Here is a 20400-nt window from a genome sequence, read left to right on the forward strand (position 1 = left end):
TATTCTGATTCCATGGACCTAAAATGTGCCGGAAGCCTGACGGCTCAACCGCGCAAGGTCCGTTTTTCAATACGCTTCTCGAACTGGCCGCAGATAATGCGATCCACATAAATACCGGGGGTATGGATCTGGCTTGGCTCCAGCTCCCCGGGTTCGACGATTTCCTCGACTTCAACCACGGTTATCTTGCCGGCCGTGGCCGCCAGAGGGTTGAAGTTCTGGGCGGTGTGCCGGTAAATCACATTGCCGAAGTGATCCGCCTTCCAGCCCTTAACAATGGCAAAGTCACCGGTGATCGCTTGCTCAAGAATATAAGGACGGCCATTGAACTCACGCACTTCCTTCCCTTCCGCAATACCGGTGCCATAACCGGTTGCGGTATAAAAAGCAGGAATACCGGCACCACCGGCGCGCATCTTCTCGGCCAGGGTCCCTTGAGGAGTCAGCTCCACTTCCAGCTCGCCACTCAGCAACTGCTGTTCAAACAATGCATTCTCGCCCACGTAAGAAGCGATCATCTTACGGATTTGCCGATCCTCCAGCAGAATGCCAAGGCCAAAGCCGTCTACACCACAGTTGTTGGATACCACGGTCAGATCCCGGGTCCCCCTGCGTCTGATCTCGGCAATCAGATTTTCGGGAATACCGCACAAACCAAAACCGCCCGCCAGGAGAGTCATTCCGTCCTTCAGCCCTTCAAGGGCCTCTGCATAGGAATTCACCCGCTTATCAAAACCTGCCATAACCGCTCCTGTTGTCGTACAGACAAACCATTGATTGTTATGAGCGAGTATTGCACGGGTTATTTATTTGTTAAGTTTGTTTTTTTAATTGATTAATTCGTTAATCTAAATAATGTATCAGGAGGAGCATTTCCTGCCGATAAGCCAATAAGAGAGCATATATCCCATGACGGTAAAGCAACTCCGCGCCTTTATCGCTGTAGCGCAAACCCTGAATTTTGCCCAGGCCTGCGAGCGAGTGCACCTGTCCCAGTCCGCCTTAAGCCTGACTATCAAAGCCCTGGAAAACAGCCTGGGGGGGCGTCTGTTCAGCCGCACGACCCGCCATGTCCGCCTGACCCCGGAAGGTGAAGCGTTACTGCCACTGGCGCGGCGATTAATCGCCGACTGGGACAATGCCGAGGACGAGCTGCGGCTACGTTTTACCCTGCAACAGGGCCGGGTGACCATGGCAGCCATGCCCTCATTTGCCGGCAATCTGCTGCCGGCACTGCTCAGAAACTTTCGCCAACGCTACCCACAAATCAATGTGGCGGTCGACGATGTGATCAACGAGCAGGTTATTGAAATGGTCATGGACGGTTACGTTGAGCTGGGTATCGCCTTTGAGCCAGATCCGTTCACCAGCCTGCGCTTTACCCCTCTTTATCTGGATCGGTTTGTGGCTGTGGTGCCCGCCGAGTCAGTGCTGGCCGGGCGGAAACACGTGTGCTGGAAACTCTTGCTGGAATGGCCTTTTATCACGTTACAACGCCCTTCGGCGGTACGCCTGATGCTTGAGCAGCATCTGAAAGAATGGAACCTGACCTTGCCCGTGGCGTTTGAAAGCCATCAGCTGGCCACCGTGGGCCGGATGGTAAGTGCCGGGCTGGGAGTGAGCGTCGTGCCGGCATTGTGCATCGGCCAGATGCACGAACTGGGTGCCCGCTGTATTCCGCTACGTGATCCGGTGATCGAGCGCCCCGTCGGCATCCTGCGCAGGGCTGAACATGAACTCTCCGTCGCCGCCCAGGCGCTTTACGATACGCTGCAAAAGGCATCTTTACCTCCCGAGCATGAAAGCCAATAAGCCATAAGCGCCATTCAAGACCACAAGGGAGAAATTTAGTCCTGTAATTTGCCAAAACCACATCTCTGGACGAGTCTTGGTCTTGACGGGTCCTTCGATGAGAAGAGCCTGGTTGAGAGCACAAGGAGATATTCACATGAAAAAAATACTTATCCCAAGCCTGCTGTCGATACTGATAGCCACCGGCGCACCGGCGTTTGCCAGTGAAACCAATACGGAAAGTGCGGTGGTTACCAGTATTAACATCAATACTGCCAGTGCCGAACAGCTGGCTCAGCTATCCGGTGTTGGTCCGGCAAAGGCAGATGCCATTGTGCAATACCGGGATGCCAACGGTCCGTTTAAATCCGTTGACGATCTGGCACAGGTAAGGGGTATTGGCGAAGCAACCGTGGAGAAAAACCGCCACCTGCTAAGCAATTGATAAAGTGCTTATCATTACCTTCTGCCCCGTTCGGGCCTTGGCCGTTCGGGGCAGCTTTGGTTATGATACGGGTCTTTCCATACCATGGTTTTTTTTCATGTCACAGCAAGCCTCCATTCGTAAAGCGGTGATTCCGGTTGCCGGCCTGGGCACGCGCATGTTGCCAGCCACCAAGGCCATCCCCAAAGAAATGTTGCCCGTGGTAGATAAACCACTGATCCAGTACGTAGTGAATGAAGCCGTTCAGGCCGGTATCAAGGAAATTGTCCTGGTCACTCATGCCAGTAAAAACTCCATTGAAAACCACTTTGATACCAGCTTTGAACTGGAAGCCACTCTGGAAAAACGGGTGAAACGTCAGCTGCTGAGCGAAGTACAAAATATCTGCCCGCCCGATGTCACCATTATGCACGTACGTCAGGGCGAGGCACGGGGGCTGGGTCATGCCATTCTTTGTGCCAAACCGCTGGTAGGCAACGCGCCTTTCGCCATTCTGTTACCCGACGTGCTGATTGACGATGCCGCCTGTGATCTCGGCAAAGACAACCTGGCCGCCATGATTGCCGACTTTGATAAAACCGGCCGCAGCCAGATCCTGGTGGAGCCGGTGGCGCACGAGCTGGTAGATCAGTTCGGCATCGTTGATCTGGGTGCAAACACTATTACTCAGGGCGAATCGGCTCCCATCGCCAATATGGTAGAAAAACCATCCCGGGAAGAAGCTCCCTCCAATTTATCGGTAGTAGGCCGTTATGTACTGCCTGCCGACATCTGGCCGCTGCTGCAAAAGACTCCCCTTGGAAAAGGTGATGAAATTCAGCTGACCGACACCATTGCCATGCTGATGGAGCAGACCCCGGTAGATGCTCATCATATTACCGGGAAAAGCCACGACTGTGGCAGCAAGCTGGGCTATATGATGGCCAATGTGGAGTATGGTCTGCGCCACAAAGAGCTGGGCGCAGAGTTTCGTCGTTACCTGCAACAGCTGAACGCCTGATCATCCCCCGTCCGCACGGCTGGCGGTCAGCTCTATACGACCGCCATGACTGCCGCATAACTGAAGCTGTAACGGGAAGCGGCACGGCTGATGCCAGGGGTTGGCCCTGAACAAAGCCCGCCCCAATGGCCCGGCATTGCAGTTGCTGAGCCAGTCACTGCCGGACATACCGCCGTTCGCCACTTCTACCATATTACTGCTGGCGCTCAACCGGAGCAGCATCAGATTAACAGTGGCATTCAGCCCGGCCGCATAGAGCTGTTGGTTGATGTATTCCAGGGTACGGGCGGGGCTGTACAGCAAGGAGTCCTGCTCCTGTTTGAAGCGCCGCAACGGCTCGTTCAGCAAGAACGCTACCAGCAGCATCAGCATGGGCGTATCCGGATGCAAGGGATCGAACTCCGCCGCCAACAGCATCACATCCTGTTCAAGACGCACCGACTGGGTCAGCACCCAGGGAGTACTGTGCTTAAGGCTGAGTCGCCAGCGGCCCAGTTGCCGCTCACCGGAGGTCACCAGATCCCGCAACAAGCGGGATGCTGCCATATCCTGTCGACGATAAAACGCCATATGCGCATGAAACTCCGCCAGCTCCTGCTGCGCCCGGCAATTCGGAGAAGCCAGGCTGGCCGACAGCCGGTGTTTTACCGCACTCCAGTCCTGCACCGGTTTGGTTAAATAATCTATCGCTCCGGCGCGCAGGGCACTGGCCACACCAGCCATATTATTCAACCCGGAAGTGACCACAAAAGGCACATGCGGGTACGTCTTTTGAAACAATGTCAGTACTGACTCGGGCTCCCCCGAGGGCAACATCAGGTTACCCAGCACCAGATCCGGCGGCTGTTGACCAGCCAGCACCAGCGCCTGAGCAATATTATCCGTCTCCTGTACCTGCGCGCCCCACAATTCCAGCCGCGCCAGCAACTGCCAGCGGAATACCTCGTCGTCATCAATCAGCAGGATGCGTGAGTGTCGAATGAACATATGGGTTCCAACATGATAATAATACCTAAATTCAGCCTAGCTGATTTCGGGCAGGCGGCAGACCATCACTGTATTCTGCCGACACTTTATTGGATAATGCTCACACCATTCCGGCACTCAGGCACTATGACTCCCGCAGAACATCAGGCACTCACCTCTTCAAAGCTGTCACATCCTGCCCGCAGCCTTTACCTGCTTTATCTCAGGCATCAGGCCAGAGCAGATCTGACTCAACCCCTGGACTATCCGGAGCTGGGCCGTGCGCTGGCGGTTCAGGGAGAAGGTGAGTATCGCTACCGGGTCACCCCAGCGGCGTTAACTGCTCTGCTCGAGGAATTGCAGCGTGCCGGCCTGCTGACACTGATGGAACGGCCCCATCCGCAGCATTATCACGGTGCCCGTTTCCGGCTGACGTTAAAAAACCTGCAGGGACTCACTCCCCTGCCCGCCCGGCAGTTTGCCATGTATCCCGAGTGGCGGCCCGATGAACAACTTGATGGCCTGGCACGGCTATGTGGCCTGCTCGACAGCCGCTTTGATGAAACTGAACTGGGTGAATTTATTGCCTACTGGCTGGGTCGCCCGGAAGTGTTTGAAAACCAGCATCAGTGGATGCTGCGTTTTGTACGTCAGCTGAAAAACCGCCGCGCGCTGCGCCGCGCCCCGGACCTTGAGTCCCATACTGGCTATCAGCAGCAGGCCGCGCCGGCAACAACCGAGACTGGCCCGAGCCAGCGGGCCCGCGAAATGATGGAAGAAGCCCGGCGTCTGAGCGACGAGCACCAGGAGAGCCACGATGAAAAAGACACCTGAAGAAATTGCCGCCGATATGGCCGACATAGCCCGCCGTCGCCGGCAACAACAGCGACCGCAGAAAGACACCTCTCCCACTGCAGCACGAGGCGACGTGCAGCAGGTGCTTAAGCAGTTGCAGCAGCTGCGCGCCGGTGGCGGCCTGCCACAGTACGACTATGACACCCTGCGTCGCCAGTATGAACAGCAGGCAAATGCCGATGTACAGCAATTGCAGCAGCAAGCCAGGGTGCACCGCACGGAAAAACTGCTGGCTCAGGCAGACTTAAACCGCGACTGGACCTTTGCCAATATGGACATAAATGATCCGGCCCTGGCACACCATATTGAAACCGCTCATCACTTTATTAATGCCTTTGATCACTGGGAGAAAAAGGGCGGCACCGGCATTTTGCTCTACGGCGACTTTGGCACTGGCAAATCAACCCTGGCCGGGGCCATTGCTCATGAGCTGATCCACCAGCACCAGAAGTCCGTCATTTTTCAGCAGTGGGCATCGGTTGTGGACCGGCTATTCTTTGGTGTCATTGAAGATCAGGAAAGCCGAAATCAGTACCGGCGTGCACTGGAAGAAGTGGATCTGCTGGTACTGGATGAGGTAGCTGCCAACCGCAGCCGGCTAGCGGAAAGCCAGTCCAGCTTTCTGGGACATCTGCTGCGCCGCCGGCGCAATCTCTCGAAAAGCATTATCATCATCAGCAACCACGACCCGCAGTCGCTGCACCGGGCAGTGGGAGATTTCTGCTTTGAGGCCATTAAGGCCTTTCATCCGGTAGACATAGCACTGCGCGGCCCCAGCCGCCGGCCGGATATTGGCGATTACCGTAGTTAAAGCAAGCCCGGTTGCAGTCAAGCGATGCCCGGGCTTCCATCTTTAGCCGGAGGTAACGGCGAAAAACATATCCCGCCATCGCCCGGCAAATCAGCCACTACAGCCGCCACCAGAGCAGCGCCAGTAACCCGGCCCCCAGCAGCAGCTTGTTACGTAACCGTTTGGGGCTGCTTGCCAGTCGCCAGGCCAGGCTGACCTTGGGCACCTGCTCCGCCAGCGCCAGCCAGTCGGTCTGTGTATGCTGCCGGCGCTGTGCCTGCTGAGTCAGCAGCTTCAGACGCAACGCCTCAACTTTCAGTTGCAGCATTTGCTGCTCTTCCTGCAGGTTTCTGTGCATTTGCCTTCCTCAGTCTTTGCCCGACCAGTCGGACATATCACGCTGGCCCCGCAGATAGGCCACGTCTTCCTGCACATCTTTCAGGGTTTGCTCCAGAAAGCGGCGCTGGCCGGCCAGGTTGCGCACCATGGCCACACACGCCGCCAGCATCCCCACCAGTAAAACCACCACCAGACCAAAGAACACCCAAACCCGGGCCGCGGGCGACAGTACCTCGTTCAGGCCAAACAGCAAGCTGATAAACGCCATAAAAAACAGGGCAACCGCCGTCAGCGCCAGTATCCCCAGGCGCACCATGCGTTCTTTCTGAGCAATAAACTCGATGCGCGCCAGCCGAAAGCGCACAAACAAAAGCTCAATAATGGTGTCGAGCACCTCTTTTAGTGGTGGTTTTCCGCTCATCGGTTTAACGGCCCCGGCACAGTAAAGCAGCCAGCAACAGCCCGACGACGGCGGCCACGCCCATAGCATGATAAGGCTTGCTGTGCACCAGATCATTGGTCTGGCTGGCCGCCTGACGAGTCCGCTCAATCACCGACTCTTCCATATCGTAATATTGCTGCTGTGCCTTCTCGAGCTGGGACTTCAGCTTTTCCTTCAGGGCTTTCCCTTCCTGAGTGCCATCATCGGCAGCAGCCTGATAGAGTGCTTCAGCATCCTTCAGCAGTTGTTTAACATCCTGCATCAGGGCCGTGCGTTCTGCTTCATACCTGCCGGACATAGTGCCTCCTGGTTTCATATAAAGTGAAAAACATGAATAAAACTCAACACTTGCTTTAATACCATATTCTCTTGAATGGTACTTGGCCAGCCATGTTGTACATTTAATGGGCGGTTGCGATCGGAACTGTCGCACTGGTCACGCATGCTGTTTCCACCGCCTGTGCAGAACTCTGCCCTATACTCGTTTCATTGTTATTGATCTTAATTAAAGGAGAACACCATGCTCAGAAAAGTGCTGCTCACTTCACTCTGCCTTGCCAGTACATCCGCCTTGGCCGACTGGCAGCTGAACAATGATTTAAGCCGGGTCAGTTTCGTCACCGTAAAAAAAGAAAGTGTGGGTGAACCTAACCACTTTCTACAGGTGTCAGGCAAGCTGAATGATAATGGCCAGTTGGCACTAAGCATTGACCTGGCCAGCGTGGAAACCGGCATTCCCATTCGGAACGAACGTCTGGGCGAATTTTTGTTTGAAACGGCCACCTACCCAACGCTGAGCCTGAATGCGGATCTGTCCGGGCACCTCGACACCATCAAGGGTGATAAAGACAGCGTGCTTGAAACCAGTGCCACCCTCATCCTGCATGGTCAGGAAAAAGTCCTCCCGGTAACCGTGCTGGTCAGCCATAAAGGCAACGGCAATCTGGTGGTATCGAGCTGGGATCCGGTCATCGTGCATCAGGATGATTTCGCCTTGGCCGACGGTATTAACAAGCTTCAGGAGCTGGCCGGCCTGCCCTCCATCACCCGCGCCGTGCCGGTGAGCTTTGTCCTGAGTCTGGATAAGCAGTAACCCGAGCGCACATGTTAAGACACAAGGAATAAAGAGAAGGTCACTACCCTAAGTCTGACCGGGGACGGCCGCTAGCACCAGCCGTCCCCAACATTGCGGTCAGCTTTTACTGCCATTTTTAAACGCAGCCAACACCTCCTCGTGTGAGACGCCACTCAGGTTTTTATCCAGATCCTTTTGCAGCGCTTTACGCAGGCGATCATCCATGGCCTCACGCAGCATCCCCAGAAACTGGGGCGGTGCAGCGAGGTAAAAGCCCCCAATTTCATTGTGATCCAGCGCGTGTCGTACCCTGGCCATAATCTCGCGGGCAAAGCGCTGGTTCTCGGTATGACTGGGGTCGCTTTTCTCCGGTATGGCCGATATATCGCTGGTCAGCTCGCTCGTTTTGAGCCGCGCTTCCGGATGGGCCAGATCCATAACCTCCTCACCCGCGTTTTCAACCCAGTCCTGCCGGTACACAACGGCTTTGGCAGCATCGGCAACCACGATCCAGTCTGGCATTGGCATATCACACCTCTTTTGATTGTTGGTACATTTCGGGATTTATTGAGCGCCTTAAGTATTACCGATTACCGGTAAATTGCATGGGGACCAGATGACCGCTACGACCCGATTGGCCGCAGTGCAATAGCCCGGCCGGCGGAAAGGACCTGCCAACTGAAAAGTCAGCAAGGTTACTTCTGTCCTTCATACAGGCTCCAGAATAATCAAAATAAAAAAGCCCCGCTTTCAGCGGGGCTTTAAACTCACTTGCCAGGCCTTCGGCTGGCAGCCAGTTCAATTACTCACCATAGGCTTCGGTGGGCAGGCAGCTGCAGAACAGGTTACGGTCACCGTAGACATCGTCGATACGGTTAACGGTGGGCCAGAACTTGCTGCGGCGCACGTCTTCCGACGGGAATACCGCCAGCTCGCGGCTGTAAGCACGATTCCACTCGGTATCCATCACATCGTCCTGAGTATGCGGAGCGTGCACCAGCGGGTTATCTTCCAGGGTCCACTCACCGCTTTCCACCTTGCGCATTTCGGCACGAATCTGCTTCATGGCATGAATGAAACGATCGATTTCGACCTTGGACTCAGACTCAGTCGGCTCAATCATCAGCGTGCCAGCAACCGGGAAGCTCATGGTCGGCGCGTGGAAACCGAAGTCATTCAGACGCTTGGCCACATCCATTTCGCTGATGCCACTGGATTCTTTCAGCGGGCGAATGTCCACAATGCACTCGTGAGCCACACGATCGTTACGACCGGTATAGAGGATGGGATAATCCTCGGCCAGGCTGCGCATCAGGTAGTTGGCATTCAGAATAGCCAGCTGAGTGGAGCGCTTGAGGCCTTCGTCGCCCAGCATGGCGATATACATCCAGCTGATCGGCAGAATGCTGGCAGAGCCGAACGGAGCGGCAGACACGGCACCGTTGTTGCGGCTTTCCTTGTCGGTTTTCACTACCGCGTGGCCGGCCACGAAGGGTGCCAGATGAGCTTTAACACCAATCGGGCCCATGCCGGGACCGCCACCACCGTGAGGAATGGCGAAGGTCTTGTGCAGGTTGAGGTGCGATACATCGGAGCCAATGAAGCCCGGCGAGGTAATGCCCACCTGCGCGTTCATGTTGGCGCCGTCCATATACACCTGGCCACCGAAGCTGTGCACGATGTCGCACACTTCACGAATGTTTTCTTCATACACGCCATGGGTTGACGGGTAAGTCGCCATGATGCAGGACAGGTGCTCGCCCGCTTCCTCGGCCTTGGCCTTGAGGTCGTCCATGTCGATGTTGCCCTGCTTGTCACAGGCCACCACCACTACCTTCATATTGGCCATCTGGGCCGAGGCCGGGTTGGTGCCATGGGCTGAGCTCGGGATCAAACAAATATCACGGTGTCCTTCATTGCGGGACTCGTGGTATTTTTTGATGGCCAGCAGACCGGCGTATTCCCCCTGGGCACCGGAATTGGGCTGAATACAGACGGCGTCATAACCGGTTACCTTCACCAGCCAGTCTTCCAGCTCGCCGAGCATTTTCTGGTAGCCTTGGGTCTGGTCCAGCGGCGCAAAGGGGTGAATTTGCGCAAACTCGGGCCAGCTCACCGGTACCATTTCAGCAGTGGCGTTCAGCTTCATGGTGCAGGAGCCCAGTGAGATCATGCCGTAGTTCAGCGCCAGATCTTTCATTTCCAGCTTGTGGATGTAACGCAGCATCTCGGTTTCAGAGTGATAGCTGTTGAACACCTGGTGGCTGAGAATGGCACCATCACGTACCAGTTCGGCGGGAATGGATTGAGTGCCGGCGGCGGCCTTGGCGTCCAGCGCATCCACGGTCAGGCCATGGCCTTCACCCAGGAAAATATCGAACAGCTCGGCCACATCACCACGACGGGTGGTTTCGGACAGAGACACACCCAGTGCGCCGTCGAGATCGGCGCGCAGGTTTACTCCCTTGGCCTGGGCCCGGGCGATGATGGCGTCCTTGTCGGCAGTCTCAATGGTAAGAGTGTCGAACCAGGTATCATGTTTGAGCGCCACCCCCTTGCTCTGCAGGCCCAGAGCCAGAATGTCGGTCAGGCGGTGCACCCGGTTGGCAATCCGCTTCAGGCCTTCGGGGCCGTGATACACGGCATAGAAGCTGGACATGTTGGCCAGCAGAACCTGAGCGGTACAGATGTTGGAGTTGGCCTTTTCACGACGAATATGCTGTTCGCGGGTCTGCATGGCCATACGCAGGGCCGGTTTGCCACGGGTGTCCTTGGACACACCGATAATCCGGCCCGGCAGCGAGCGTTTGTGCTCGTCGCGGGTAGCGAAGAAGGCGGCATGCGGACCACCGTAACCCATAGGCACACCAAAACGCTGGGCGTTGCCCAGTACCACGTCGGCACCCAGCTCGCCCGGCGCCTTGAGCAGCACCAGGGAAAGAATATCAGCGGCCACACAGGCAATGCCTTTACCGCTTTGTACCTGGGCAATCAGGCCCTTGAGGTCGCGGATCTGGCCGGTGGTAGACGGATACTGGAACAGGGCACCGAACACGTCGTGCTCCACCACTGCCTCGGCCGGAGCCACTTTGATCTCAAAGCCATAGTGCTCGGCGCGTTCGCAGACTACGTCGATGGTTTGCGGATGCACGTCATCGGCGATAAAGAAAATATTGGCTTTCTTGTTCTTGCTGACCCGGCGGGCCAGGGCCATGGCCTCAGCGGCGGCAGTAGCTTCATCAAGCAGAGAAGCACTGGCCAGGGGCAGACCGGTCAGATCCTGAGTCATTTGCTGGAAGTTGAGCAGAGCTTCAAGGCGGCCCTGAGCGATCTCCGGCTGATACGGGGTATAGGCGGTATACCAACCCGGGTTTTCAAGCACGTTGCGCTGAATAACCAAAGGCACATGGGTATCGTGATAACCCATACCGATATAGCTTTTGAATACCTTGTTCTGAGCGGCCAGCGATTTCAGGTAGCCAAGAGCTTCCTGCTCGGTACGCGATGCGCCAATACCAAGGGGCTGATCGTTGAGAATGCTGGCCGGCACCGTCTGTTTAATCAAATCGTCCAGGCTCTCGGCACCAACGGCTGCCAGCATCTCGGCTACTTCCTGTGCGGAAGGACCAATATGACGGCCGACAAAGGCATTATTCTGCTCAAGTTCAAACAAAGACTGGGTCATTTTTTCTTACTTCCTTTTCGGGGCTGCGCCCGAGGGTAGACAGACAACCGGCATAGGGGGGTACTGGCCGGCAAGGTCCGATATTGAAAGGCTACGGCGACATCAACAAAGCCCCCGGACGGGGGCTCTGATATTAATCTTCGTCAATACTGTTTTCGTAGCCTTCGGCGTCCAGCAGTTCATCCAGCTCAGACTCATCAGACAGTTTGATGCGGAACAGCCAGCCATCACCATAAGGGTCGGAGTTCACCAGCTCGGGGCTGTCTTCCAGCTCCTCGTTAACGGCAATGATTTCACCGCTTACCGGCGCATAGATGTCGGACGCCGCCTTCACAGACTCGGCCACGCAGCACTCTTCGCTGGCATCAACGGTACGGCCGGTGTCGGGCAGCTCAACAAACACCATATCACCCAACAGATCCTGCGCATGTTCGGTAATGCCGATCACCGCTTCACCGTTTTCTTCAACTCGTACCCATTCATGGGAACGGGCATATTTCAGTTCACTGGGGATATTGCTCATCAGTTGTTCCTCTTGGTTCTTAAAACTCGGCGACCGCTTTGCCGAAACGTACAAAAGTCGGTTTTACAACGGACACCGGCATCCATTTTTTGCGCAGTTCTACTTCTGCATTGTCGCCGATGGAGCGGGGTACCCGCGCCAGCGCAATGCTGAAACCCAGTGTAGGCGAGAAGGTGCCGGATGTAATTACACCCTGCTGCTCATTACCATCAGCATCGGTAAAACGCACGACAGTGCCGGCACGCAGCACCCCTTTTTCTTTCATCACCAGGCCCACCAGTTTGGGCTGATCACCCGCGGCGCGCTGTGCTTCAAGGGCAGAGCGGCCGATAAAGTCACGCTCTGCCGGCTCCCAGGCAATGGTCCAGGCCATATTGGCGGCCAGGGGAGAAACGGTTTCGTCCATGTCCTGACTGTACAGGTTCATGCCCGCTTCCAGACGCAAAGTATCGCGGGCACCCAGGCCACACGGGCGTACGCCGGCGTTTTTCAGGGCACTCCACAGCGCTCCGGCCTGTTCGGCAGGCACTACAATTTCGTAGCCGTCTTCACCGGTATAGCCGGTGGTGGCAATAAAGAGGTCACCAGACTGCACCCCAAAGAAGGGCTTCATGCCAGCTACGGCAGCGTTTTGTTCGGCGCTGAACACGGTGGCGGCTTTGGCTTTGGCATTGGGGCCCTGTACGGCGATCATCGCCAGCTCGGGACGCTCGGTGAGGGTCACATCGCAGCCTTCGGCCTGCTTGGCCATCCAGGCCAGATCTTTGTCACGGGTGGCCGAGTTGACGATCATGCGATAGTCATCTTCGGCAAAATAATAGGTAATGAGATCGTCAATGACCCCGCCCTGTTCATTCAGCATGCCACTGTAAAGGGCCTTGCCGGGCTGGGTCACGCGGCCGATGTCGTTGGCCAGCAAGCGCTGGAGAAAGGCTTTGGCGCCGGTACCTTTCACATCAACGATAGTCATGTGAGAGACGTCGAACATGCCGGCGTCCTGGCGAACGGCATGGTGTTCTTCCAGCTGGGAGCCGTAGTTAATGGGCATATCCCAACCGTGAAAATCCACCATCTTGGCACCGGCTTCCAGGTGCTGAGGATGCAAAACTGTTTGCTGAGTCATGACGCTTCCTTATATTCCGAGCCCGGCCAGCGAGCGATAATCCGGTACAGCAAACTGATTATACTCAAGCAGCTTCGGGATGACACAGCACAAACATTAAAAAAAACTAATCGTTAATATCTAGAGCATAAAATGTGAGCTTATCCACGACAGACTTTTTAACGTGAAGAAAGCAGACAGAATGGTAAAAAACACCAAAAATTAACAAAAAATTAAAATTTAGTGCATAAAATCATCTTCAGATAAGCATAAGAAAGAAAATAACCCTTTGTACGACACTTTTTAACGACCTAGAAAAACTAATTACCAATTAGAGTCGCATTAGTTTTTCTCAACTATATTTCCGATGCGGGACAGCGCCGGCTGCATACCGCCCACCCCCAGCGCATGGGCCGCCAGCCGGCGTTTTAACGGTATCAACCGGTCGGTCAGGCTCAACCCGAGGGCTCTCAGCTCCTTTACCGGTCCCAATTCACTGCCAAACAGCCGTTTCAACCCTTCCATGCCCGCCAGCATGGTGCTGGCCTCAGCCTTGCGCCAACGCTCAAAACCGCGCAGGCCGGCCAGCTCACCAATGTCTTTGCCCTCGGTGTGGCGGGCCATCAGGGTTTCGGCCAGCGCGGCAGCATCCTGCAGACCCAGGTTAACCCCCTGCCCTGCCAGCGGATGTATTGTGTGCGCGGCATCACCGATCAACGCCCAGCGTGTACCACAGAATTGCTGGCTGTAACGCGCCTTCAGCGGAATGGCCATACGTGGCCCCAGCACCCGACACAATCTCATGCGCAGATCAAAGGCCGTTGTCAGTTGCTTGTTAAAATCACCTTCGCTCAGCGCCAGCAACTCGTTGGCATGCTCCGGTGTGCAGGACCACACCAGCGAACAGCGATGGCGGTCGGCCAACGGTAAGAAGGCGATAATATTATTGCCACGAAATACCTGCCGGGCACACTGCTCATGCGGCTCATCGGTTTCAATGGTGGCGACCAACGCATGATGGTCATAATCCCACTCGGTCATGCCCGGCTGCATTTGCCCGCGCAACCAGGAGCGGGCACCGTCAGCCCCCACCAGCAACCGCCCGGTAATGGGGGTACCGTCATCCAGCAGCACAAAGGCACCGGCGTCACTGGCAGATACGGTGGTAGCCCTGGCCGGCATATGCAAACTGATGTGTGAGCTTCGCCGCGCCTGCTCCAGCAGACAGTGCTGCAACAGACGATTCTCCACAATATGGCCCAGGTGAGACTGATGCATCAGCTCGGCAGAAAAGCCGATGCGCCCGCGACTTTCGGCTTCCCATACTTCCATGCTGGTGTAAGGCCCCAGCCGGTTACTGTCAGCCGGCCAGGCATTCAGCCGCTCCAGCAGGGTCTGTGACGCCAGGTTAATGGCACTGACCCGGTTATCGGCAACGTCACCAAATGTCTCATCGGGCGTTTGCCCTTCCACTACTGCCACTTTCAGGCCACTCGGTGCCAGCGCCAGCGCCAGCGTGAGCCCCACCATGCCACCGCCAATAATAATCACATCTGCCGCTTGCATCGGTTACCTCTTGCCCATGGCCCGCCAGGCCAGTTGACTTTTTAAAGACGTGCAGGCCGCCATGGCCGACAGCCCCAGATTACGCCCGGCAGAAAGCACCGGATTATCGTTGGAAAACAGCAGCGCCAGCGCCGTAGTCAGCCCGACCATACCAGCCTGATCCGCCTGACGAGCCCGGCCGTAGTGACTCAGCACGCCATGGCTGCCAATATCCTGCCCTGCCTTCAGGGCGTGGCTGATATTGTCAGTCAGGGCCGTCACATCACGCAGTCCCAGGTTGAAGCCCTGCCCGGCAATGGGATGTAGCAGGTGAGCGGCATTGCCCAGCAACACCACTCTGTGATGCCAGGGCCGGGGAGCTTCGTCCAGAGACAGCGGATAACAAGTACGCTTGCCAGTACGTAACAGCTTACCCAGCCGATAACCAAATTCCCGTTGCAAAGCGGCCAGAAAGGCCTCGTCACTCATCGCCATCAGTTGCTCTGCCCGCCCGGAACTTTCACACCACACCAGAGAACTGCGCCCTTCGCTCATGGGCAACAGTGCCAGCGGGCCCTGAGCGGTAAATCGCTCAAAAGCACGGCCGGCATGCGCTTCGGCGGTGGAAATATTGGCGATAATCGCACTCTGGCCATAATCAAGCTGGCGGCGGGGGATCCCGAGCTGCTTGCCAATCAGCGAGCGGTTGCCATCGGCTGCGACCAGCAAACTGGCTGAAAAGGCAACGCCGGTGTCCAGCTCAATATTTACCTGCTCTGGTTGCTGCTCAAACCCGGCAATGCGCCCGGGACAATAAAGGGTAATGTTTTCGCACGCCGTCAGCCGGCGGTGCAATTCGCACCCGGTGGGATAAAGCTCAATAACATAACCCAGGGCGGGTACGCCATATTCGGTCGCCTGCATTTCCACTCGGCCAAAATGACCCTGATCGGATACCTGAACATGCGTGATAGGCGTGGCCAGTGGTGCCAGTGCCGGCCAGATGCCCAGTCGGGTCAGTTGCTCACAACTGTGCCAGGCCAGCGCAATGCTGCGGGCATCAAAGCCCGGATGCTGATTGTGATCTGGCCGCATGGCCTCAATCACCGCGATATTCAGCCGGCTGCCATCGGGCCGGGTCAGCCCGGCCAGGCTGAGCGCCAGCACGGCACCGGCCATGCCGGCACCGTTAATAACTACATCGTAATGGGTCATGGATGTGCCATATTACCGAACAAATCAGTGCAAGGTAGGCTGAACGGGCTTGGGACTGCCTTTACCGAATTCTTCAAAGGCCATGGTGGCCCCCAGTTTAAGATGTTCGTAAAGCACCACAAAGGCGGCTTCACTTTCTTCATCTTCCTGCTCAAATTCACCGGACACCTGAGTAATGCTGCTGATGTCCTGAATCATTTCCTGCAGCTCTGGTGAGGCTTTGTTCAGTTCCTGCTGTACCACGCCAAAACCAGCCAGAAAAGCCCCCGCCCACTCCATCATGGCATCCAGCCGGTCATCGAGCGGCTCTTCGTCATCGGGCAGCAGCAGCTCGAACCGGGTTTGATCCTGCATGTCGTCATATACCCGGTTAAACAGCATATTGACGGCTTTTTTCAGCTCGGCAGGCAGACCGAAACCATCATTGAGCAGGTCGTTAAAGTGCTGTTGCCAGCGAACATCATCCCGGGCCATGCCGCCACCGATAAGGCCGCAAATCACGCCATGCACTTCGGCGGCGGTCACCACCATATTGTGCTGCTCCAGTAAGGTGGTGAAGGCGTCAAAGTTAAGGCGGGCGCTATTGTTCATTGTTTACTCGACCATAAGTACTAGAATTAACGCAGATCCTAGCACCGTCACCGGATGCAGACCAGCAACCCCTTGAAAGTTCTGGTGCACCACTATATATTCGCGGACATTATTTTGCTCATTGCAAGCCACCTGAGGACCACATGACCACAGCGGCAATCGACATTGTTATACTCGGGCGCCCTTATAAGGTGGCCTGTCCTGCCGGGCAGGAAGAGGCTCTGCACCGGGCAGCCGATTCGCTCAACGAGCGTATCCGCACGTTTCGTGAAAGCGGCAAAGCCGCTTCTAATGAACAAATCGCCATTATGCTTGCCCTGAATGTCTGCCATGAGCTTGAGCTTGAAAAAGACAAAAATCATCAATATGCTGACGCCATGGACAAACGCATCAAGATGCTTCAGCATACCATTGAAGAAGCACTGGCCAGCAAGGTAGGCTAAGTCCACACAGTTTTTCCCTGGGGTGTGCGTCAGTGAGTGGCGTCCCTGAGCCGATATCAACAGCACAGGAATCCCGCGTTGTTCGCTATTGAGCATGCTCGGCTTCGACCGAGACGCCTGCGGTGAGTACCGGGCTTCCGCCTTGAACCAACGGGTTCAAGGACTAACACTTACAACGGCACCCTGGGATCCCATTTAAAAGACCGGTTTTACCGGTCTTTTTATTTAGGTTTTCCCCACAGGGCCGCTCCATGAATGAACAACCCAACAATCCCCTGCACGGCATTACCCTTGAAGCCCTGCTCACCGAGCTGGTGGAAAAATACGGCTGGGACGAGCTGGCCCGCCGGGTCAACATCAACTGTTTTAAAAATGATCCCAGCATTAAATCGAGCCTGAAGTTTCTGCGCCGTACCCCCTGGGCCCGCACTCAGGTGGAAGAGCTGTATATTCGTCTCAAAAACAGCCCCTGGAACCGCTGAAACGTTGCCTCACTCCCAGTATTGGGCATAAGCTCGGTTCACCCCCCGTTTTCAATGGAATGCATCATGACTGCACGTCATATCATCCGCCGGCAGATCAGAGAAGCCCGCCGCCGGTTGAACCATGCAGAGCAGCAGGCAGCTGCCCTCGCTATTACCGAGCGGGTAGCCAGCACCCCACACCTTGCCCAGGCCACAAAGGTTGCGCTGTATCTTGCCAACGATGGTGAACTCAATCCGCACCGGTTAATCGACTGGTACTGGTCTCAGGGTGCCGAGATCTACCTGCCGGTACTGCACCACTTCAGCCCTGGTCATCTGATGTTTTTGCGCTACGATCCCGATGCCCGTCTGATTGCCAATCGCTTTGGCATTCCCGAGCCCCGGCTCGATATTCGCCTGCTGTTGCCCAAACAGGAACTCGAGGTCATTTATACCCCCCTGGTGGCCTTCGACGCCACCGGCAACCGCATTGGCATGGGCGGCGGCTTTTACGACCGCACCCTGGCCGGCTGGCATCAGGGCCAGGGCCCGCGCCCGGTAGGGCTGGCCCATGACTGTCAGCAGCTGCCTCACATTCCCACAGACCACTGGGATGTGCCCCTGCCCGAGCTGCTCACCCCGGCCCGGCACTGGCGCTGGTAAAAGCCCCATGCAACCAGAGCCGGCTTTGTTATAATGCGTTCCACTTACGCAGGAGAACAGCATAGTCATGACACAAGACGAAATGAAAAAGGCCGCCGGCTGGGCAGCACTGGAATTCGTAACCCCGGGCAGCATAGTGGGTGTGGGCACCGGCTCTACCGTCAATCACTTTATTGATGCACTCGGCTCCATCAAGGAGCAAATCAAAGGCGCTGTCTCCAGCTCCGAGGCCTCTACCGTACGCCTGCAAGAGCTGGGCATTCCGGTCTTTGATCTCAACGATATCAACGAGCTCGACGTCTATGTCGACGGTGCCGACGAGATAGACGGCACCATGGCCATGATTAAAGGCGGTGGCGCAGCCCTGACCCGGGAAAAAATTGTGGCGGCCGTAGCCAGCCAGTTTGTATGCATTGTGGACGGCACCAAAACCGTGGATGTGCTGGGCACGTTTCCGCTGCCGGTGGAAGTGATCCCCATGGCCCGGGAATACGTGGCACGAGAGCTCACCAGGCTGGGTGGCAAACCGGTATACCGGCAAGGGGTGGTGACCGACAACGGCAATCACATTCTGGATGTACACGGCCTGCGCATTACCGAGCCCAAAGCACTGGAATCCCGCATTAATGCGATTGTCGGTGTGGTCACCAACGGCCTGTTTGCCAATCGTGGGGCCGATGCACTGCTGATCGGCACCGCCGAGGGCGTGGTACGTAAGTAAAACCGGCTCAGTTAACCAGCGCAACAGCCTTAATCAGGGCATAACAGTTCATGCCCTGATGCAGCCTGAGCTTATCCGCCGACCAGGCAGAGACCTCTGCCAGCAGGCTCTGGCCCCCCGTCAGTTTCCCCTCTACCAGCACTTTGCCCTCACCGCTCTGATGTAACATCCGAATGGTCACCGGCAACTGATTCAGCACTGAAATGCCCTCAACCGGCGCCAGTGCCAGACTGACATCTGAGGCCAGCACCCGAACTCTTGCCCCCTCTCCCCCTGGTCTGCGGGCATTCACCAGCCACAGAGTCTGCTCGTCAAAAAGAAAGGGAGTGCGGCCATCTGCCAAAGCGGCGTCGAGCCGGCCATCCAGAATACTGGCAGCTCCCTGCTCCACAAACAGGGGAGAGTCAGGCCGTGCCATAGCCTGTTGCAGTGTCTCCATGCTGGTGGTACGCCCCTGCGTCATGAAAATCACCCTGTCAGCCAGCCGTTCCACTTCTTCCGGTGAATGAGTCACATAAAACACCGGTACACCAGCCCGCTCCGCCAGGCCTTCAATCCAGGGAAGGATCTCCCGCCTGGCCTGAGTGTCGAGGGCCGACAGCGGCTCATCAAGCAACAGCAAGCGCGGTGCCGTCAATAGCGCCCGGCCAATCGCCACCCGCTGACGCTGGCCGCCCGAAAGGGAGCTCGCGCTTTGCTCCAGCAAGTGTTCAAGCCCAAGCCAGCCAACCATCTCGTCAAAGTCCGGCCTGGGCATGCCCTTGGACAACCTGCTCCAGCCATACGCCAGGTTATTGCGTACCGAAAGATGAGCAAACAGGCTGGCTTCCTGAAACACATAGCCAAACCGTCGGTGATGCACCGGCAATGACTGTCTGCCCTGCTGAATACATTGATCTCCCAGCCACAGCTCTCCCTGTGCTTTTTCAAGACCCGCCATACAGCGCAACAGGGTGGTTTTGCCACATCCCGAAGGACCGAACAGGGCGGTCACACCGTGTATTGGCTGCTCAAAGGCAGCATCGAGGCGAAACCCTTTCCGCTCCAGCTGAAACTTAACTTTAATCATGGGTGTACCACCGAAAAGCGACGATTAAGCATATATACCGTCATCAGAATGCTGAATGACAACACCAGCAACAAGCCTGATAACAGATGCGCCTGATCGTATTGCAGCATTTCCACATGATCATAAATGGCGATGGAGATCACCTGGGTAACACCGGGAATATTGCCTCCCAGCATCAGCACCACCCCAAACTCCCCCAGCGTATGCGCGAAACCAAGCACAATCGCGGTGAGAAAGCCGCGTCGTGCCAACGGCATGACCACGGTGAAGAAACGGTTTAAGGGAGAGGCGCCCAGGGTCGCGGCTACCTCAAGCGGACGCCGGCCCAGGGCTTCAAACGCCCCCTGCAGGGGCTGTACCACAAAAGGCAGGGAATAAAACGCCGAACCGATGACCAGGCCGGTAAAGGTAAATGCCAGGCTGTTCCCCCCCAGCGCCCGGGACAAGCCTCCGATCATGCCGTGGGGTCCTAATGCCAGCAGCAGATAAAAACCCAGCACGGTGGGCGGCAATACCAGTGGCAGAGCCACCACCGCCTCAATGGCGGTTTTCATGCGGCTTTTCGTCTGGCTCAGCCACCAGGCGAGGGGGGTGCCGATTGCCAGTAATACCAGCACGGTGACCCCGGCCAGCTTCAGGGTCAGGCTCAGCGCCGCCATATCATCGGGGGTCAGCA

The 20400-nt window shown here is 56.4% G+C and carries 24 protein-coding genes and 1 other RNA gene; 11 read left to right on the forward strand and 14 right to left on the reverse strand.

The window, feature by feature from the left end; translation table 11 throughout:
* Positions 1 to 44: 44 nt before the first annotated feature.
* On the reverse strand, positions 45 to 743 hold the full coding sequence (locus tag B6S09_RS00285; RefSeq protein ID WP_094276505.1) for a CoA transferase subunit A: 699 nt from the start codon (positions 741 to 743) through the stop codon (positions 45 to 47).
* Positions 744 to 909: 166 nt separating this feature from the next.
* On the opposite strand from B6S09_RS00285, the gene B6S09_RS00290 reads away from it, so the two are divergent.
* The 3 genes from B6S09_RS00290 to galU all read left to right on the forward strand — a co-directional run bounded on the left by B6S09_RS00290 (position 910) and on the right by galU (position 3236).
* On the forward strand, positions 910 to 1812 hold the full coding sequence (locus B6S09_RS00290; protein WP_094276506.1) for a LysR family transcriptional regulator: 903 nt from the start codon (positions 910 to 912) through the stop codon (positions 1810 to 1812).
* Between the two features lie 136 nt (positions 1813 to 1948).
* Complete coding sequence (locus B6S09_RS00295) at positions 1949 to 2236, forward strand: ComEA family DNA-binding protein (RefSeq protein ID WP_094276507.1); 288 nt, start codon at positions 1949 to 1951, stop codon at positions 2234 to 2236.
* A gap of 97 nt (positions 2237 to 2333) precedes the next feature.
* Positions 2334 to 3236 carry a UTP--glucose-1-phosphate uridylyltransferase GalU gene (gene galU, locus B6S09_RS00300; protein WP_094276825.1) on the forward strand — a complete coding sequence of 301 codons (903 nt, stop codon included), beginning with the start codon at positions 2334 to 2336 and terminating at the stop codon, positions 3234 to 3236.
* On the opposite strand, the gene B6S09_RS00305 is transcribed toward galU, so the two are convergent.
* On the reverse strand, positions 3237 to 4223 hold the full coding sequence (locus B6S09_RS00305) for a response regulator (RefSeq protein WP_094276508.1): 987 nt from the start codon (positions 4221 to 4223) through the stop codon (positions 3237 to 3239).
* 126 nt (positions 4224 to 4349) lie between these two features.
* Between B6S09_RS00305 and B6S09_RS00310 the strand changes: the two genes are divergently transcribed.
* Together B6S09_RS00310 and B6S09_RS00315 are read left to right on the forward strand one after the other, a co-directional pair.
* Positions 4350 to 5036 (forward strand): DnaT-like ssDNA-binding domain-containing protein, encoded by a 687-nt coding sequence (locus B6S09_RS00310; protein WP_094276509.1) that lies wholly within the window; start codon positions 4350 to 4352, stop codon positions 5034 to 5036.
* Positions 5020 to 5868: a DnaA ATPase domain-containing protein gene (locus B6S09_RS00315; RefSeq protein ID WP_094276510.1), complete on the forward strand. Its 849-nt coding sequence runs from the start codon at positions 5020 to 5022 to the stop codon at positions 5866 to 5868. The genes B6S09_RS00310 and B6S09_RS00315 overlap by 17 nt, the downstream gene beginning before the upstream one ends.
* Before the next feature lie 97 nt (positions 5869 to 5965).
* Here B6S09_RS00315 and B6S09_RS00320 read toward each other — a convergent pair whose 3' ends face one another.
* Genes B6S09_RS00320 through B6S09_RS00330 form a run of 3 tightly spaced genes read right to left on the reverse strand, consistent with a single transcriptional unit; the run spans position 5966 to position 6926 of the window.
* Positions 5966 to 6205, reverse strand: a complete 240-nt coding sequence (locus tag B6S09_RS00320) for a hypothetical protein (protein WP_094276511.1) — start codon at positions 6203 to 6205, stop codon at positions 5966 to 5968.
* Positions 6206 to 6214: 9 nt separating this feature from the next.
* A complete protein-coding gene (locus tag B6S09_RS00325) occupies positions 6215 to 6607 on the reverse strand; it encodes a phage holin family protein (RefSeq protein WP_094276512.1) in 393 nt (130 codons plus the stop codon).
* Positions 6608 to 6611: 4 nt separating this feature from the next.
* Positions 6612 to 6926 carry an ElaB/YgaM/YqjD family protein gene (locus tag B6S09_RS00330; protein ID WP_094276513.1) on the reverse strand — a complete coding sequence of 105 codons (315 nt, stop codon included), beginning with the start codon at positions 6924 to 6926 and terminating at the stop codon, positions 6612 to 6614.
* Between the two features lie 222 nt (positions 6927 to 7148).
* Between B6S09_RS00330 and B6S09_RS00335 the strand changes: the two genes are divergently transcribed.
* The gene (locus B6S09_RS00335) at positions 7149 to 7721 is read left to right on the forward strand and encodes a YceI family protein (RefSeq protein WP_094276514.1); all 573 of its coding nucleotides are present in this window, start codon (positions 7149 to 7151) and stop codon (positions 7719 to 7721) included.
* Positions 7722 to 7820: 99 nt separating this feature from the next.
* Here B6S09_RS00335 and B6S09_RS00340 read toward each other — a convergent pair whose 3' ends face one another.
* The 7 genes from B6S09_RS00340 to B6S09_RS00375 all read right to left on the reverse strand — a co-directional run bounded on the left by B6S09_RS00340 (position 7821) and on the right by B6S09_RS00375 (position 16364).
* Positions 7821 to 8231 carry a host attachment protein gene (locus B6S09_RS00340; protein WP_228211831.1) on the reverse strand — a complete coding sequence of 137 codons (411 nt, stop codon included), beginning with the start codon at positions 8229 to 8231 and terminating at the stop codon, positions 7821 to 7823.
* 274 nt (positions 8232 to 8505) lie between these two features.
* Entirely contained in the window at positions 8506 to 11388 is a 2883-nt protein-coding gene (gcvP, locus tag B6S09_RS00350; protein ID WP_094276516.1) for an aminomethyl-transferring glycine dehydrogenase, read from the reverse strand.
* Positions 11389 to 11521: 133 nt separating this feature from the next.
* Positions 11522 to 11911 carry a glycine cleavage system protein GcvH gene (gcvH, locus tag B6S09_RS00355; protein ID WP_094276517.1) on the reverse strand — a complete coding sequence of 130 codons (390 nt, stop codon included), beginning with the start codon at positions 11909 to 11911 and terminating at the stop codon, positions 11522 to 11524.
* Between the two features lie 19 nt (positions 11912 to 11930).
* A complete protein-coding gene (gene gcvT / locus B6S09_RS00360) occupies positions 11931 to 13034 on the reverse strand; it encodes a glycine cleavage system aminomethyltransferase GcvT (RefSeq protein WP_094276518.1) in 1104 nt (367 codons plus the stop codon).
* A gap of 321 nt (positions 13035 to 13355) precedes the next feature.
* Entirely contained in the window at positions 13356 to 14579 is a 1224-nt protein-coding gene (locus B6S09_RS00365; RefSeq protein ID WP_094276519.1) for an FAD-dependent oxidoreductase, read from the reverse strand.
* A 3-nt stretch (positions 14580 to 14582) separates the two neighbouring features.
* Positions 14583 to 15773, reverse strand: a complete 1191-nt coding sequence (gene ubiH, locus B6S09_RS00370; RefSeq protein WP_094276520.1) for a 2-octaprenyl-6-methoxyphenyl hydroxylase — start codon at positions 15771 to 15773, stop codon at positions 14583 to 14585.
* 24 nt (positions 15774 to 15797) lie between these two features.
* The gene (locus tag B6S09_RS00375; protein WP_094276521.1) at positions 15798 to 16364 is read right to left on the reverse strand and encodes a UPF0149 family protein; all 567 of its coding nucleotides are present in this window, start codon (positions 16362 to 16364) and stop codon (positions 15798 to 15800) included.
* 143 nt (positions 16365 to 16507) lie between these two features.
* Between B6S09_RS00375 and zapA the strand changes: the two genes are divergently transcribed.
* The 5 genes from zapA (at position 16508) to rpiA (ending at position 18655) form a co-directional block, all read left to right on the forward strand.
* Complete coding sequence (zapA, locus tag B6S09_RS00380) at positions 16508 to 16807, forward strand: cell division protein ZapA (protein WP_094276522.1); 300 nt, start codon at positions 16508 to 16510, stop codon at positions 16805 to 16807.
* A gap of 11 nt (positions 16808 to 16818) precedes the next feature.
* Positions 16819 to 17001: non-coding RNA, 6S RNA (ssrS, locus tag B6S09_RS00385), on the forward strand.
* A 57-nt stretch (positions 17002 to 17058) separates the two neighbouring features.
* Positions 17059 to 17289, forward strand: coding sequence for a VF530 family protein (locus tag B6S09_RS00390; protein WP_094276523.1), 231 nt, complete (start codon positions 17059 to 17061; stop codon positions 17287 to 17289).
* Between the two features lie 66 nt (positions 17290 to 17355).
* Positions 17356 to 17934, forward strand: coding sequence for a 5-formyltetrahydrofolate cyclo-ligase (locus B6S09_RS00395; protein ID WP_094276524.1), 579 nt, complete (start codon positions 17356 to 17358; stop codon positions 17932 to 17934).
* Positions 17935 to 18001: 67 nt separating this feature from the next.
* Positions 18002 to 18655: a ribose-5-phosphate isomerase RpiA gene (gene rpiA, locus B6S09_RS00400; protein ID WP_094276525.1), complete on the forward strand. Its 654-nt coding sequence runs from the start codon at positions 18002 to 18004 to the stop codon at positions 18653 to 18655.
* Between the two features lie 7 nt (positions 18656 to 18662).
* On the opposite strand, the gene modC is transcribed toward rpiA, so the two are convergent.
* Positions 18663 to 19724 (reverse strand): molybdenum ABC transporter ATP-binding protein, encoded by a 1062-nt coding sequence (modC, locus tag B6S09_RS00405; RefSeq protein ID WP_094276526.1) that lies wholly within the window; start codon positions 19722 to 19724, stop codon positions 18663 to 18665.
* Positions 19721 to 20398 (reverse strand): molybdate ABC transporter permease subunit, encoded by a 678-nt coding sequence (modB, locus tag B6S09_RS00410; RefSeq protein ID WP_417605159.1) that lies wholly within the window; start codon positions 20396 to 20398, stop codon positions 19721 to 19723. Before modB ends, modC begins: the two co-directional genes overlap by 4 nt.
* Positions 20399 to 20400 lie beyond the last annotated feature (2 nt).

The organism is Oceanimonas baumannii (assembly GCF_002245495.1).
GTDB lineage: Bacteria > Pseudomonadota > Gammaproteobacteria > Enterobacterales > Aeromonadaceae > Oceanimonas > Oceanimonas baumannii.

What these genes read in the sequence shown, in the direction of transcription:
- B6S09_RS00285 (WP_094276505.1), bottom strand. Translation starts at nt 743, where the DNA reads ATGGCAGGTTTTGATAAGCGGGTGAATTCCTATGCAGAGGCCCTTGAA.
- B6S09_RS00290 (WP_094276506.1), top strand. Translation starts at nt 910, where the DNA reads ATGACGGTAAAGCAACTCCGCGCCTTTATCGCTGTAGCGCAAACCCTG.
- B6S09_RS00295 (WP_094276507.1), top strand. Translation starts at nt 1,949, where the DNA reads ATGAAAAAAATACTTATCCCAAGCCTGCTGTCGATACTGATAGCCACC.
- galU (WP_094276825.1), top strand. Translation starts at nt 2,334, where the DNA reads ATGTCACAGCAAGCCTCCATTCGTAAAGCGGTGATTCCGGTTGCCGGC.
- B6S09_RS00305 (WP_094276508.1), bottom strand. Translation starts at nt 4,223, where the DNA reads ATGTTCATTCGACACTCACGCATCCTGCTGATTGATGACGACGAGGTA.
- B6S09_RS00310 (WP_094276509.1), top strand. Translation starts at nt 4,350, where the DNA reads ATGACTCCCGCAGAACATCAGGCACTCACCTCTTCAAAGCTGTCACAT.
- B6S09_RS00315 (WP_094276510.1), top strand. Translation starts at nt 5,020, where the DNA reads ATGAAAAAGACACCTGAAGAAATTGCCGCCGATATGGCCGACATAGCC.
- B6S09_RS00320 (WP_094276511.1), bottom strand. Translation starts at nt 6,205, where the DNA reads ATGCACAGAAACCTGCAGGAAGAGCAGCAAATGCTGCAACTGAAAGTT.
- B6S09_RS00325 (WP_094276512.1), bottom strand. Translation starts at nt 6,607, where the DNA reads ATGAGCGGAAAACCACCACTAAAAGAGGTGCTCGACACCATTATTGAG.
- B6S09_RS00330 (WP_094276513.1), bottom strand. Translation starts at nt 6,926, where the DNA reads ATGTCCGGCAGGTATGAAGCAGAACGCACGGCCCTGATGCAGGATGTT.
- B6S09_RS00335 (WP_094276514.1), top strand. Translation starts at nt 7,149, where the DNA reads ATGCTCAGAAAAGTGCTGCTCACTTCACTCTGCCTTGCCAGTACATCC.
- B6S09_RS00340 (WP_228211831.1), bottom strand. Translation starts at nt 8,231, where the DNA reads ATGCCAATGCCAGACTGGATCGTGGTTGCCGATGCTGCCAAAGCCGTT.
- gcvP (WP_094276516.1), bottom strand. Translation starts at nt 11,388, where the DNA reads ATGACCCAGTCTTTGTTTGAACTTGAGCAGAATAATGCCTTTGTCGGC.
- gcvH (WP_094276517.1), bottom strand. Translation starts at nt 11,911, where the DNA reads ATGAGCAATATCCCCAGTGAACTGAAATATGCCCGTTCCCATGAATGG.
- gcvT (WP_094276518.1), bottom strand. Translation starts at nt 13,034, where the DNA reads ATGACTCAGCAAACAGTTTTGCATCCTCAGCACCTGGAAGCCGGTGCC.
- B6S09_RS00365 (WP_094276519.1), bottom strand. Translation starts at nt 14,579, where the DNA reads ATGCAAGCGGCAGATGTGATTATTATTGGCGGTGGCATGGTGGGGCTC.
- ubiH (WP_094276520.1), bottom strand. Translation starts at nt 15,773, where the DNA reads ATGACCCATTACGATGTAGTTATTAACGGTGCCGGCATGGCCGGTGCC.
- B6S09_RS00375 (WP_094276521.1), bottom strand. Translation starts at nt 16,364, where the DNA reads ATGAACAATAGCGCCCGCCTTAACTTTGACGCCTTCACCACCTTACTG.
- zapA (WP_094276522.1), top strand. Translation starts at nt 16,508, where the DNA reads ATGACCACAGCGGCAATCGACATTGTTATACTCGGGCGCCCTTATAAG.
- B6S09_RS00390 (WP_094276523.1), top strand. Translation starts at nt 17,059, where the DNA reads ATGAATGAACAACCCAACAATCCCCTGCACGGCATTACCCTTGAAGCC.
- B6S09_RS00395 (WP_094276524.1), top strand. Translation starts at nt 17,356, where the DNA reads ATGACTGCACGTCATATCATCCGCCGGCAGATCAGAGAAGCCCGCCGC.
- rpiA (WP_094276525.1), top strand. Translation starts at nt 18,002, where the DNA reads ATGACACAAGACGAAATGAAAAAGGCCGCCGGCTGGGCAGCACTGGAA.
- modC (WP_094276526.1), bottom strand. Translation starts at nt 19,724, where the DNA reads ATGATTAAAGTTAAGTTTCAGCTGGAGCGGAAAGGGTTTCGCCTCGAT.